This window comes from Halomonas campaniensis (genome assembly GCF_014193375.1).
Classification (GTDB): Bacteria; Pseudomonadota; Gammaproteobacteria; order Pseudomonadales; family Halomonadaceae; genus Halomonas; species Halomonas campaniensis.
This window is the reverse complement of record NZ_JACHZF010000007.1, coordinates 126,633-140,293: the sequence shown is the minus strand read 5'-3', so window position 1 is coordinate 140,293 and position 13,661 is coordinate 126,633. Positions and strand designations below refer to the sequence as shown.

Sequence of the window (13,661 nt, the reverse complement as noted above, 5' to 3'; positions counted from 1 at the left end):
TGCCTGCCAGCTTACGCCACTCCCCGACCCCGCCCCACCGAGTTGCCGACTTGCTCATGGAGCATGTCGCTTACGCATCGTCGCGAGCGCGTCGCCGCTTGACAGCCCTCGACCGGGCCGAGGTCAGGCGCGCCGCTCCAGCAGCACGCCGCACTCGCAGTGGTGGGTCCAGGGGAACTGGTCGAACAGCGCGAAACGGGTGATCTCGTGGGTCTCGGTCAGGGTCTCGAGGTTGTCCGCCAGTGTCTCCGGGTTGCATGAAATATAGACGATGCGCGAATAGCCGCTGAGCTGGCGGCAGCTGGCCTCGTCCAGCCCGGCCCGCGGGGGGTCCACCAGCACGGTGGTGAAGTCATAGTCGTCCAGGGCCCACTCCGCCACCCGGCGGCCGCCCTTCTCGCCCTTGAGGGCCGCGGCGAACTCCTCGGCGGACATGCGCCCGACCACCGCGTTGTCGATGCCGTTGGCGGCCAGGTTCTCCCTCGCGCTTGCCACCGCGGTGCGCGAGATCTCGGTGGCCATTACCCGGCGGAAGTTCTCGGCCAGGGCGATGGTGAAGTTGCCGTTGCCGCAGTAGAGCTCCACCAGGTCACCCGCCTGGCTGCCGCGGGTCACCTCCCGGGCCCAGGCGAGCATCGAGCGGCAGATCTCGGCGTTGGGCTGGGCGAAGCTGTTCTCCACCTGCTGGTAGACGAACGGGCGACCGTCGACCTCCAGGCGTTCCCAGACGTGGTCGCGGGCCAGCACCAGGCGCTGCTTGCGCGAGCGGCCGATGATCATCGCCCCCAGGCGCTCCTGGAGCAGGCGCGCCTCGCCCTCCCAGGCCTCGTCCAGGGGGCGATGGTAGATCAGGGTGATCAGCGCTTCGCCCGAGAGGGTGGTGAGAAACTCCACCTGGAAGAGCTTGCGCCGCAGCAGCGGCACGTCGCGGATGGCGTCGAGCAGCACCGGCATCAGCTCGTTGATGTGCCGGCTGGCGACCGGATAGTCGTCCAGGCGTACCACCGTCTTCTGCGTTTTCTTCGGATCCTCGGGAGCCCCCTCGGACTCTTGTATTTCAAACATCGCATAGAAGAGGTCATCGCCCTGGTGCCAGATGCGGAACTCGCAGCGCTGCCGGTAGTGGCTCGGCGGCGAGGGGTAGACCTCGAGCGGCGGTGGGGCGAAGCGCGCGAAGTCGCGGGTGATGCGCTCGCGCTTCGCCTCGAGCTGCTCGTCATAGCGGGCGGGGTCGACGACGGGAATGGCCAAGGAGTCTCCTCCGGGTAGTGGGAATGAGTGGGCAGGGAGCGAGCGGGCATCCGGCACGCTCAGTCGAGGGACAGCAGGCGGGGCTCGGCGAAGCCGAAGGCCGCCAGGCCGGGGACCAGCCGGGGGTCCGGGGCGGTGACGAAGCTGGGGCCGGGGCCTTCCCGCGGCGCCACGCCGGCCACCACCTGGGCGGTACGCCGGGCGATGGCCTCGCTGGAGTCGATCCAGGCGACCGGCCGGGGCGCGAGTTCGGCCAGCACCTCCCGCAGCAGCGGGAAGTGGGTGCAGCCCAGCACCACGGTATCCAGCTCGGGATCGACCCACAGCGGCGCCAGGGCCTGGCGGATCACCTCGCGATCCAGGGGCTCGCCGGCGAGCCAGCGTTCCGCCTCGCGCACCAGGGCATCGGCGGCGACGCGGGTCACGCGACAGTCGGCGGCGAAGGTCTCGATCAGCCGCAGGGTGTAGGGGCGCGCCACGGTGGCGCTGGTGGCCAGCAGGCCGATATGGCGACTGCGGCTGTGCGCCGCCGCGGGCTTGATGGCCGGCACCGTGCCGATCACGGGCACCGTCAGGCGTTCACGCAGGGCATCCAGGGCCAGGGTGCTGGCGGTGTTGCAGGCCACCACCAGGGCGCTGCAGCCGCTCGCGACCGCGGCCGCCTCGCAGACCGCCAGGATCCGAGCGACCAGCCACTCATCCTCGCGCAGGCCGTAGGGCAGCATGGCGTTGTCGCAGGCATAGGCGAGCGCCGCGCGGGGCAGCCGCTCGCGCAGCGCCGAGACCACCGAGAGGCCGCCGACGCCGGAGTCGAATACCAGGATGGGCCCCGCCGTCACGGCGCGACTCTCCCCTCTCGCGCAACCACGAGAGGGTCGAAGGGCGTCGACGGCGGCGGCGGCATGGGAGAGAGACGGCTGGTGGACATCGTGGGGCCCCGGCTGGACATGGCGCCATTCTACCTCAGCCGGGCCGCCACCCGCAGCCGGTGGCGCCCGCGCTCACGGCAGGCGCCGCCGCCCCGGCCGGGTCAGGCGATCTCGGGGGCCTCGCGCAGCTCGGCATAGAGCTCGGGGTAGGCCTCCTGCAGCCGCTCGAGCTCCGCCGTGGCGCCCTCCGGAAGGGCCTCGGCGAGGCGATCCAGGTCGGGCTCGGTGAAGTGCTCGCGGATCAGCGGGAAGAGCAGCTCCCGTTCATCTCGCAGGTAGGCCAGGTGGGCATCGAGATAGGCCTTGAGGTCATCGGCAAACCGGTCCATGGGCACCACGGCATCCATCAGGATCATGTCCAGGTCGTTGGAGAGCCGGGACAGGCGAGACTTGACGGCACGGTAGTCGGTGGCCAGCCGTTCGGTCAGCTCGGCACTCTCCGGTGCCACTTCCTGCAGGCGCTCGCTGAAGAGCCGCTCCAGGGGCAGGGTGAACCCTTCCATGTAGTCGAGGATATAGTCGACGACCTCACGCACCAGCTGGAAGTTGGGACGCTCGCCGGTCGCCAGCGTCTTCTGCTTGAGCTGCAGAACGTGCAACATGCGAGCCATATTGGCATGATCCCGACGCAGTTGGGTCAGCATGGGCATGTCAGGCCCTCCTGTGTAGTGACAAGGGAGAAGGCATCCTTCGTTGGATGCGCGATCATGGACAGGGTTCATCACAACACGAGCCGTCCGAGACGCCTCGCCGACGATACCCAGACACTCTAGCAGCCGGACCACCTTCATGCCCCGCCCTACGTCAACGTAAGGAGTAGCTGATGGACCTCTTTGCATCGGGTACCGACGAGGCCGCCCCGCTCGCCTGGCGCATGCGCCCCCGGCGGCTGGCGGACTACGTGGGCCAGCAGGCGCTGGTCGGCCCCGGCAAGCCGCTGGCGCGCATGGCCGAGACCGGGGTGGTCCGCTCGATGATCCTGTGGGGCCCTCCCGGTGCCGGCAAGACGACCCTCGCCGAGATCCTCGCCGCCGAGTCCGGCGCCGAGCTGGAGCACCTCTCGGCGGTGATGGCCGGCGTGAAGGAGATCCGCGCCGCGGTGGAGCGGGCCCGCGCCCGCCAGGCTCGGGGCCAGGCGACGCTGCTGTTCCTCGACGAGATCCACCGCCTCAACAAGAGCCAGCAGGATGCCCTGCTGCCCCACGTGGAGTCGGGGCTGCTGACGCTGATCGGCGCCACCACCGAGAACCCCTCCTTCGAGGTCAATTCGGCGCTGCTCTCCCGCGCCCGGGTGCACGTGCTGAAGGCGCTCGGCGAGGCGGAGCTGGTGGAGGTGATGCGCCGGGCCCTGAGCGACGAGGAGCGCGGCCTGGGCCGGCGCCGGCTCCGGGTCGACGACGAGGTGCTGGCCCTGCTGGCCCGGGCCGCCGCCGGCGATGCCCGACGCGCCCTCGGGCTGCTGGAGACCGCCTGCGATTTCGCCGTCGACGACGGGCAGGGCGAGCACCTCCCCCGGGAGGCGCTGGAGGACGTGCTGGGGCACCAGGCCAGCGCCTTCGACAAGCAGGGCGACCACTTCTACGATCTGCTCTCGGCGATCCACAAGTCGGTGCGCTCCTCGCGCCCCGATGCCGCCCTGCTCTATATCGCCCGCTTCCTGCAGGGCGGCGGCGACCCGCTGGACGTGATCCGCCGCCTGGCCGCCATCGCCTCTGAGGACGTGGGCAATGCCGACCCGCGCGCCCTGCCGCTGGTGATGGCCGCCTGGGATGCCTACCTGCGCCTGGGCGACCACGAGGGCCAGCGGGCCATCGCCCACGCCGCCATCCACCTGGCGGTGGCCCCCAAGAGCAACGCCATCGACCAGGCCTGGAAGCAGACCAAGGCCTTCGTGGCCGGCCAGCCGCAGCTCGAGGTCCCCCGCTACCTGCGCAACGCCCCGACGAGGCTGATGGAGTCCCTGGGCCACGGCGAGGGGTACCGCTACGCCCACCGCGAGCCCCATGGCTACCCCGCCGGCAGCGCCCACGACTGCTGGCCCGACGAGATCCCGCGCCAGCGCTTCTACACGCCCACGGCATATGGCCAGGAGAAGCGCTACGGCCAGCTGATGGCCTGGCGGGAGCAGCTCGACGCCGAGGCGGACGAGGGCGAGGCCTAGCGCCGAGCGCCGAGCGCCGAGCGCCGAGCGCCGAGCGCCGAGCGCCGAGCGCCGAGCGCCGAGCGCCGAGCGCCGAGCGCCGAGCGCCGAGCGCCGCAGGATGCTGGCTGGCTTCGTGTGATGTGTCGATAAAAAACCCCGCCGGATTCAACTCCGACGGGGTTTCTCGTTTTCGCTGCCTTCCTCGACACCTGCCGCCCGTCAGCGAGCGGCTGGGCGCTTGTCGCTCGGCGCAGTCAGTGCGTATCGCGGATCACGTCGGTCCCGTCGGGAATCTCGAAGGTGAACCGGCTGTCGTCGATGGCCTCGTTCACCCGTGCGTCACGGAACTCGATGGCGGTGCGCTGTCCGGTGCTGTCGGTCATCTGCAGGGTGGCCAGCGCCTCGCCGCGGAAGGTCATCTTCAGCTCCTCGAAGAGGGTGTCGGCCGACTTCGGCACCAGGGTGAAGGTCTCGGCGCTGCCCTGCTGCTGACGGGAGACGTCATAGCTCTCGGTGAGATCGCCGGCGCTGCCGGAGAGCAGCAGGGCCGGGGTGTGGGTCACCCGCTGGTCCAGCGCCTGGATGGTGACCTGCTCCAGGTCGGGGTCGTGGAGGATGACCTCCTCGCCGTCGGAGATTACCTCCTGCTGGTAGGGCGCATCGACCTCCCAGCGGAACCTGCCCGGACGCGACAGCCACATGCGGCCCTGGGCTTCCTGCAGGCGCTCGCCGCCGGCATCGAGGATCTGCTGCTCGAAGGTGGCCTCGAAGGTCTGCAGCGGCTCGAGCATGCGGGTCAGCCGCTCGGCGCCCTCGCTGGCCAACGCCGAGAGGGGCATCGCCACGGTCATGGCCAGTGCGGCAAGGGTCTTCTTCACTGTCATCGTCTCTGTCTCCCTGGACGGGTCCATCATGGATTCCTGACACTCGGACCTTCGGAAGGTCGGCGGGTTGCGGCCACGCCGACGCTTTCATCATTGCTGCATGGTTGAGCGGGCCCCGCCGCCCGGGGCTCAGTCGCGCGGGGGCGGCGGCGCCAGCACCTCGCGGGCCCCGTTGGTGCCCATGGTGGAGACCACGCCGGCCATCTCCATGGCCTCGACCAGGCGCGCGGCGCGGTTGTAGCCGATCTTGAAGCGACGCTGCACGGCCGAGATGGAGGCCCGGCGCGAGTCGGTCACGAACTGCACCGCCTCGTCGTAGAGGGCATCCTGCTCGGCGTCGTCGCCGTCACCGCCGCCCTCGGCCTCCAGCCCGGTGAGGGCCTCGGCGGAGACGCCGCCGGAGAGGATCTCCTCGATGTACTCGGGCTCGCCGCGGCGCTTCCAGTCCTCCACCACCCGGTGCACCTCGTCGTCGTCGACGAAGGCACCGTGGACGCGGGTCGGCAGGCCGGAGCCCGCCGGCAGGTAGAGCATGTCGCCGTGGCCCAGCAGGTTCTCGGCGCCCCCCTGGTCGAGGATGGTGCGCGAGTCGATCCGCGAGGAGACCTGGAAGGCCATCCGCGTGGGGATGTTGGCCTTGATCAGGCCGGTGACCACGTCCACCGAGGGGCGCTGGGTGGCGAGTATCAGGTGGATGCCGGCGGCCCGGGCCTTCTGGGCCAGGCGGGCGATGAGCTCCTCGACCTTCTTGCCGACGATCATGAACATGTCGGCAAACTCGTCGATCACCACCACGATATAGGGCAGCTTCTCGAGCACCGGCGGAGTCTGGTGCATCTCCCAGGGCTGGGGCTCCCACAGCGGGTCGGCCACCTGGGCGCCAGCCTGCTCGGCCTCGTCGAGCTTGGCGTTGAAGCCGGCGATGTTGCGCACCCCCATGGCGGCCATCAGCTTGTAGCGCCGCTCCATCTCGGCCACACACCAGCGCAGGGCGTTGGCGGCCTCCTTCATGTCGGTGACCACCGGCGCCAGCAGGTGCGGGATGCCGTCATAGACGGAGAGCTCGAGCATCTTGGGGTCGACCATGATCAACCGCAGCTCGTCGGGGGTGGCCTTGAGCAGCATGGAGATCAGCATGGCGTTGACCCCCACCGACTTGCCCGAGCCGGTGGTGCCGGCCACCAGCAGGTGCGGCATCTTGCCGAGGTTGGCCACCACCGGGCCGCCGCCGATGTCCTGGCCCAGCGCCAGGGTCAGCGCCGAGGCCTCCTGCTGGTAGCGGTCGGAGTCGATCACCTCGCGCAGGCGGATCATCGCCCGGTGCGGGTTGGGAATCTCGATGCCCACCGTGGGACGGCCCGGAATCACCTCCACCACCCGCACGCTCTTGACCATCAGCGAGCGCGCCAGGTCCTTGGCCAGGTTGCTGATCTTGGAGACCTTCACGCCGGCGGCGGGCTTGATCTCGAAGCGGGTGATCACCGGCCCCGGCCAGGTGTCCACCACCTCGGCCTTGACCCCGTACTCGCGCAGCCGCACCTCGAGCAGCTCGGCCATCTCGGCCAGCTGGTCGACCGAGTAGTTCTGCTTCTGGGGCTCCGGCGGGGTGAGCAGCCGCAGGCTCGGAAGTTCGCCGTCGGGCTCGGGCATGTCATCGAGCACCGGACGCTGATTCTGCAGGTGCTCCACGGTCCACAGGCGCAGCCCCTCCTCCTCGGTGGCCTCGCGAGCCTGCTCGGCGGTGGCGACGCGGGGCTCTTCCGCCTCGTCGTCGCCCGGGGCCTCTTCCGGCTCCGGCGGCTGCAGCAGGGCGGCCTTGCCGGCGTCCCGGTGTGGCGGGGCGGTATCCGGCGACGACGCCTGGCGCGGGCCCCGCGGCTCGCCGGCGGGCTCGGGTGCGGCGGGTTCCTCCCAGGCGAGCCGCGGCTCGTCGTCGTCCGTGTCGTCCCAGTCGACCTCCTGCCAGTCCACCAGGCCAGGCTCGCGCCGGCCGCCCTCCCGCAGCGGGTGCGGCGAGGCGCCCGAGGAGGCGCGGGCGGTGGGCGCCGCCTCGGCGGGGTCATCCGCCCGCTCGGGCAATGCCGTGTCGCCAGGCGGGTTGCCGGTCGGCTCGTCGGCCTCCGGCGACTCGTCGCGGCTGGCCCGCAGCGAGGGGCCGCTCCAGGCGGGGGCGGGCTCGTCGTCGTCGGGGAGCATCGGTTCGGGCACCGTCTCCGGCATGCGCCGCTCTTCCCGGGCCGGGGAGACCGAGGGTTCGCGGGACTCGCGACCCGCCGGGCCCGACGGCGTGCCGGGGGGGACGCTGGCCGCGGCAGGCGGCGGTGCGCCGGCCGCCGCGGCGGCGAGGCCCGCCCCCGCCGGCGCGGCAGAGCCGGCCCCTCCGGCGTCACGCCCCCCCGCGGCGGCAAACGCAGTGGCACGAGGCGGCGTGGGGGCGCCCTGGGAAGCCGACTGACGCGCCGTGTAGGCGGCCTCGGGCTGCTTGGCCGAGGGCGTCTGCTCGGGCACCTCCCAGGGAATCTCGGTCTCGCCATCGTCGCCGAAACCGGGCTCGCGGCGACCGTCGCCGGCATAGGCCAGGTCCGGAGCCCGACGGCCGGGCACCAGGCGCTGCCACCAGCGCGAGCGGGCGGGACGCGCTTCCGGCTCGGCGGCGCCCTGGTCGGCAGGGCGCTGGTCGGCGGTCGCCCGCTCATCGGGCGTCTCGTCGGCGTCGTTCGCGTCGGCAGGGGGCGCCGCACGGCGCTCGGCCGAGAAGGCGAAGCGCTCGGCGATCCAGCCCCACAGCCGCAATACGCGGTGGCCCAGCTCGTCCATCACCGTGAACCAGGAGAGCCCGGTGAACAGCGGGAAGCCGCAGAGCATGGCGGCCAGGGCCATCAGCCCGGTGCCGCCGATGCCGACCATCGGCACCAGGGCACCGACCAGCCCCTCGCCGAGGATCCCTCCCGAGGAGTAGGGCAGCGGCGTCTCCCCGGGCGGCAGGTAGAAGTGCAGGGCCCCCAGCGTCGTGGTGCCCAGCAGCAGCAGCACCAGGCCGCCGCCGCGCACCGCCAGGGCGGTGGCATCCCACTCCAGGTGGACCTGGCGGGCGCGCAGCAGTCGCCAGGCGGCGAAGCCCAGCATGCCCGGCCACCACAGGGCGCTGGCGCCGAACAGCGAATAGAGGACATCCGACAGCCAGGCCCCCGCGGGGCCCATCCAGTTGGCCACCTCGGTCTCCGGACCGCTGCGGGACCAGCCGGGGTCGCCGGGCTGGAAGCTGAACAGGGCCAGCAGCAGGAAGACACAGGCCGCCAGCAGCACGATCGCCACGCCCTCGCGTGCCGAGCCCTGCAGCCTCAGGCCGAAGCGTTTCGCCGTTTCCCTGGCATTCGCCGCGCTCACTCGCCGCGGCGAGGTCTTCTTGTTGACACTCAAGCGGTCATCCCCCTTGCGCCTCAAGCGGCGTCTTCCGGTTCCGTCGCGCCAATCATACCGAGCAAGTGCTTACCATCACAGTGGCGCCTGGCGTCTTGAGCCCCATCGCCTCGGGCGTCACACTGCCACCTTGCCCGCATGGATGCCTTGCCCGATGCTGCCCTGGCTTGCCGACCACCCGATCCAGTTCCCGCCGGTGACCCTCGCCCTGCGCGACCCGGACGGCCTGCTCGCCGCCGGCGGGGACCTCTCCCCCGCCTGGCTGCTGGCCGCCTACCGCCGCGGCATCTTCCCCTGGTACAGCGACGACCAGCCGATCCTGTGGTGGAGCCCGGATCCGCGCATGGTGCTGTTCCCCGAGGCGCTGCGGGTGCGCCGTAGCCTGGCCAAGCGACTCCGCAACGCCGGCTTCCGGGTCACCGCCGACCGCGCCTTCGACGCGGTGGTCGAGGCCTGCGCGGGGCCGCGTGACGGCCAGCCGGGCACCTGGATCACCGACGCGATGCGCGAGGCCTACGGACGGCTGCACGCCCTGGGGGCCGCCCATTCGGTCGAGGTCTGGCGCGAGGACCGGCTGGTGGGCGGGCTCTACGGGGTGGCGCTCGGGCCGGTGTTCTTCGGCGAGTCGATGTTCTCCCGCGAGCCGGACGCCTCCAAGGTCGCCCTGGTGCGGCTGGCCGGGGCCATGGCGGCGGGGGGCGGCCGGCTGATCGACTGCCAGATGCACACCGCCCACCTGGCCAGCCTCGGGGCCCGGGACATCGCCCGCGACGCCTTCATCGGCTATCTTGAGAAGTGGCTGGGCAAGGCGCCCGAGGTGGAACCCGGCACCGTCCGTTTCACGCCTGCCTGCTGGTCGTTCGCGGCCGTCACCCACCCCGTTGCGAGCCAACTCGAACCGAGAGAGTCACCGTGAGCAGCAATGCCCCCCGACAGCCCGTACGGGACCTGCGCTTCTTCCTCACCGTGCCCCATCCCTGCAGCTACCTGGAGGGGCGCGAGGCGACCACGCTGTTCCTGGATCCCCAGGAGTCACCCGGCCAGGGGGTCTACGATGCCCTGGCGCTGCTCGGCTTCCGGCGCAGCGGTCGACACCTCTACCGCCCCCACTGCGAGGGCTGCAGCGCCTGCCTCTCGGTGCGCATCCCGGTGGCCGACTTCGCCCCGAACCGCAACCAGCGGCGCCTGGCGAGGCGCAACGCCGACCTGACCCTGCACCTGCGGCCGGCGATCTTCGACCCCGAGCACTATGCGCTCTACGCCCGCTACATCCGCACCCGCCATGCCGACGGCGACATGTATCCGCCGAGCCACGAGCAGTACCGCACCTTCCTGACCCTCGACCAGGAGTATGCCCGGCTGCTGGAGTTCCGCCTGGCGGGCCGGCTGGTGGCGGTGACGGCCTTCGACCAGCTCGAGCACGGCCTTTCCGCCATCTACACCTTCTTCGACCCCGACCCGGCCCTCGACCGGCGCTCCCTGGGCACCTTCGCGGTGCTGACCCTGGTCGCGCAGTGCCGCCGCCGCGGCCTGCCCCACGTCTACCTGGGCTACTGGATCCGCGAGTGCCGCAAGATGAACTACAAGCAGGCCTTCCAGCCCCTGGAGATGCTCGACGGCCGCCACTGGCGGCGCATGATCACCTGCTGAGCGATGGCTTTCTTTGCCTTGGGCGCCGGCATGCGGCACAATATCGCGCTATTCTTCCGGCACGGACACGCCTGTCGCGATGCCGCATTGTCATACCATCAGCGAGGAACCGCCTATATGGCACGTGAAGACCATATCGAAATGGAAGGCGTCGTCGTCGATACCCTTCCCAACACCACCTTCCGCGTCGAGCTGGAGAACGGCCACGTGGTCACCGCCCACATCTCGGGCAAGATGCGCAAGAACTACATCCGCATCCTGACCGGCGACAAGGTCAAGGTCGAGCTGACTCCCTACGACCTGACCAAGGGTCGCATCGTCTACCGCTCCCGCTGACAGCACGCTGTCCGCCGGTCGAGCGCCACTGACCCGCCCCGCCCTTCCGAAGGCCTGACGCACACACGACAACGCCCCGTCCGTAGACAGGGCGCTGTGTGGTGCCGTGGGCGCGTGCCCGTCAGGGTGCGTCGGCCAGTTCCGCCTCCGTGGAGAGGTGCAGCTCGCCCTCCTCCACGCTGACGTGTACCACCCCGCCATGCTCGGAGAGCTCGCCGAACAGGATCATCTCCGCAAGCGGCTTCTTGAGCTTCTCCTGGATCAGGCGCGCCATGGGCCGTGCCCCCATGTCCGGGTCGTAGCCCTTCTCGGCCAGCCAGTCCCGCGCCTCCATGTCCACGTCCAGCTGGACCCGCTTCTCGTCGAGCTGGGCCTGCAGCTCCACCAGGAACTTGTCCACCACGCTGCGCACCACCGAGGTGGGCAGGGAGTGGAACTGGATGATGCCGTCCAGGCGGTTGCGGAACTCCGGCGAGAAGGTCTTGCGGATCACCTCCATGGCGTCGGTGGAGTGGTCCTGGTGCTGGAAGCCGATGGAGCGCCGCGTGGCCTGCTCGACCCCGGCATTGGAGGTCATGATCAGGATAACGTGGCGGAAGTCCGCCTCGCGGCCGTTGTTGTCGGTCAGGCGGCCGTGGTCCATCACCTGCAGCAGCAGGTTGAAGACCTCGGGGTGGGCCTTCTCGATCTCGTCGAGCAGCAGCACGCAGTGGGGGTGCTTGGTGATCGCCTCGGTCAGCAGCCCGCCCTGGTCATACCCCACGTAGCCGGGCGGGGCGCCGATCAGCCGTGACACCGTGTGGCGCTCCATGTACTCCGACATGTCGAAGCGCACCAGCTCGATGCCCATGATGCGGGAGAGCTGGCGGGCCACCTCGGTCTTGCCCACCCCGGTGGGGCCGGCAAACAGGAAGCTGCCCACCGGCTTGTCCGGGGCCTTGAGGCCCGCGCGGGAGAGCTTGATCGCCGCCGACAGGCCGTCGATCGCCTCGTCCTGGCCGAACACAAGCATCTTTAGGTCGCGATCCAGGTTCTCGAGCAGCTTGCGGTCGGAGCTGGAGACGCTCTTCGGCGGGATCCGCGCGATGGAGGCCACCACGGCCTCGACCTGGTCCACGTCGATGGTGTCGACCCGCACCTCCGGCGGCAGCAGCCGCTGGTGGGCACCGGCCTCGTCGATCACGTCGATCGCCTTGTCGGGCAGGTGGCGGTCGTTGATGTAGCGATCGGCCAGACGCGCGGCGCTCTCCAGGGCGCTATCGGTGTACTTGAGCTGGTGGTGCTCCTCGAAGCGCGAGCGCAGCCCCTTGAGGATGCGGATGGTGTCATCCACCGAGGGCGCCGGCACGTCGACCTTCTGGAAGCGGCGGGCCAGGGCGCGATCCTTCTCGAAGATCCCGCGATACTCCTGGAAGGTGGTGGAGCCGATGCAGCGCAGCTCGCCGGAGGAGAGCAGCGGCTTGAGCAGGTTGGAGGCGTCCATCACCCCGCCGGAGGCGGCACCGGCGCCGATCACGGTGTGGATCTCGTCGATGAAGAGGATGGCATTGGGCTGCTTGCGCAGCTCGGCAAGCAGCCCCTTGAGCCGCTTCTCGAAGTCACCACGGTACTTGGTGCCGGCCAGCAGCGCGCCCATGTCCAGCGAGTAGACCACGGCGTCGCCGATCACCTCGGGCACGTCCTCCTCGACGATGCGCTTGGCCAGCCCCTCGGCGATGGCCGTCTTGCCCACGCCGGCCTCGCCGACCAGCAGCGGATTGTTCTTGCGGCGCCGGGCGAGGATCTGCACCACCCGCTCGAGCTCGTGCTCGCGGCCGATCAGCGGATCGATCTTGCCCAGCCGCGCCTGCTCGTTGAGGTTGGTGGCATAGCCGGTCAGCGGGTTGGTGCCGCTCTCGCTGCCGCCCTCCTCGGCATCCTCGGCGTCGGGAGACGGCGAGGACGAGGGTGCCTGGCCGTGGCCGGACACCTTGGAGATCCCGTGGGCGATGTAGTTGACGGCATCGACCCGCGCGACGTTCTGCTGCTTGAGGAAGTAGACCGCCTGGCTCTCCTGCTCGGAGAAGATCGCCACCAGCACGTTGGCGCCGGTGACCTCGCTCTTGCCGGAGGACTGCACGTGGAACACGGCACGCTGCAGCACGCGCTGGAAGCCGAGGGTCGGCTGGGTCTCGCGATCCCCCTGGTCCTCGGGGATCAGCGGGGTGGTGGAGTTGATGAAATCCTGCAGGTCGGACCGCAGCTTGTCGAGATTGGCCCCGCAGGCCCGCAGGACATCCGCCGCGGAGGCGTTGTCGAGCAGGGCCAGCAGCAGGTGCTCCACGGTCATGAACTCGTGACGCTTGGAGCGCGCCACGGTGAAGGCCGTGTTCAGGGTCAGTTCAAGTTCTTTGCTCAGCATGGCAGTCCCCTTCTTGCCGCCCAGGGCATTGCGTCGGATCTTTCATGGTCCGGCATCATCAACATCGGGTACAAACGCCGCCGTTGCAAGCCCTCTTGCCAACGGCCGGCGGAGTCTCACCCATCGCGACCATGTCCGGGGAGTCAGTCCGTCGCCTCGATGTCGCTCAGCAGCGGATGCTGACACTCTCTTGCGTATTGATTGACCTGATGGCTTTTGGTTTCCGCGATGTCGCGAGTAAAGATGCCGCAGGTCGCCTTGCCCTGCGTGTGGACCGTCAGCATCACCTGCACCGCGGTCTCGCTGTCCATGTGGAAGAAGGTCTGGAGCACCTCCACCACGAACTCCATGGGGGTGAAGTCATCGTTGTGAAGCACCACCTTGTACATCGGCGGACGCGCCAGCTCGGGCTCGGCGGTCTGCACCGCCAGGTCGCCGTCTTCCTCCCCCGGGGTCGGAGGGCGTGTCATGCCGCATACCACATCATTTCTGAACATAAGGGCCACTATCCATCTCGACAAGCCGGCAGCCATCGGTCGCCTCAACCGTGATTGGACGTCCCGGGGCCGGCAGGGTTCACCGCTATCCCTCAACGCAAAGGGCCCCCGCCCGCCGGGCGGCGGACGGGGGCCCGGGTCCGGCGCCGC

The 13,661-nt window shown here is 70.1% G+C and carries 11 protein-coding genes; 4 read left to right on the top strand and 7 right to left on the bottom strand.

Going from position 1 to position 13,661, the window contains the following annotated elements; translation table 11 throughout:
• Positions 1-123: 123 nt before the first annotated feature.
• The 3 genes from trmA to BDK63_RS06190 all read right to left on the bottom strand — a co-directional run bounded on the left by trmA (position 124) and on the right by BDK63_RS06190 (position 2,824).
• On the bottom strand, positions 124-1,251 hold the full coding sequence (trmA, locus tag BDK63_RS06200) for a tRNA (uridine(54)-C5)-methyltransferase TrmA (RefSeq protein ID WP_183330495.1): 1,128 nt from the start codon (positions 1,249-1,251) through the stop codon (positions 124-126).
• Positions 1,252-1,310: 59 nt separating this feature from the next.
• Positions 1,311-2,090, bottom strand: coding sequence for a glutamate racemase (murI, locus tag BDK63_RS06195; RefSeq protein WP_183330494.1), 780 nt, complete (start codon positions 2,088-2,090; stop codon positions 1,311-1,313).
• A gap of 191 nt (positions 2,091-2,281) precedes the next feature.
• Complete coding sequence (locus BDK63_RS06190) at positions 2,282-2,824, bottom strand: hemerythrin domain-containing protein (RefSeq protein ID WP_183330529.1); 543 nt, start codon at positions 2,822-2,824, stop codon at positions 2,282-2,284.
• A 179-nt stretch (positions 2,825-3,003) separates the two neighbouring features.
• On the opposite strand from BDK63_RS06190, the gene BDK63_RS06185 reads away from it, so the two are divergent.
• Entirely contained in the window at positions 3,004-4,341 is a 1,338-nt protein-coding gene (locus tag BDK63_RS06185; protein WP_183330493.1) for a replication-associated recombination protein A, read from the top strand.
• Between the two features lie 236 nt (positions 4,342-4,577).
• Here BDK63_RS06185 and lolA read toward each other — a convergent pair whose 3' ends face one another.
• On the bottom strand, positions 4,578-5,207 hold the full coding sequence (lolA, locus tag BDK63_RS06180; RefSeq protein ID WP_183330492.1) for an outer membrane lipoprotein periplasmic chaperone LolA: 630 nt from the start codon (positions 5,205-5,207) through the stop codon (positions 4,578-4,580).
• 129 nt (positions 5,208-5,336) lie between these two features.
• Positions 5,337-8,627 (bottom strand): DNA translocase FtsK, encoded by a 3,291-nt coding sequence (locus BDK63_RS06175; RefSeq protein ID WP_221202533.1) that lies wholly within the window; start codon positions 8,625-8,627, stop codon positions 5,337-5,339.
• 154 nt (positions 8,628-8,781) lie between these two features.
• On the opposite strand from BDK63_RS06175, the gene aat reads away from it, so the two are divergent.
• The 3 genes from aat to infA all read left to right on the top strand — a co-directional run bounded on the left by aat (position 8,782) and on the right by infA (position 10,613).
• The gene (gene aat / locus BDK63_RS06170) at positions 8,782-9,543 is read left to right on the top strand and encodes a leucyl/phenylalanyl-tRNA--protein transferase (RefSeq protein WP_183330491.1); all 762 of its coding nucleotides are present in this window, start codon (positions 8,782-8,784) and stop codon (positions 9,541-9,543) included.
• Complete coding sequence (locus BDK63_RS06165; RefSeq protein ID WP_183330490.1) at positions 9,540-10,277, top strand: arginyltransferase; 738 nt, start codon at positions 9,540-9,542, stop codon at positions 10,275-10,277. The genes aat and BDK63_RS06165 overlap by 4 nt, the downstream gene beginning before the upstream one ends.
• A gap of 117 nt (positions 10,278-10,394) precedes the next feature.
• Positions 10,395-10,613 (top strand): translation initiation factor IF-1, encoded by a 219-nt coding sequence (gene infA / locus BDK63_RS06160; RefSeq protein WP_010627817.1) that lies wholly within the window; start codon positions 10,395-10,397, stop codon positions 10,611-10,613.
• 121 nt (positions 10,614-10,734) lie between these two features.
• On the opposite strand, the gene clpA is transcribed toward infA, so the two are convergent.
• Together clpA and clpS are read right to left on the bottom strand one after the other, a co-directional pair.
• On the bottom strand, positions 10,735-13,014 hold the full coding sequence (gene clpA, locus BDK63_RS06155; protein ID WP_183330488.1) for an ATP-dependent Clp protease ATP-binding subunit ClpA: 2,280 nt from the start codon (positions 13,012-13,014) through the stop codon (positions 10,735-10,737).
• Positions 13,015-13,157: 143 nt separating this feature from the next.
• On the bottom strand, positions 13,158-13,484 hold the full coding sequence (gene clpS / locus BDK63_RS06150) for an ATP-dependent Clp protease adapter ClpS (RefSeq protein WP_246385861.1): 327 nt from the start codon (positions 13,482-13,484) through the stop codon (positions 13,158-13,160).
• Positions 13,485-13,661 lie beyond the last annotated feature (177 nt).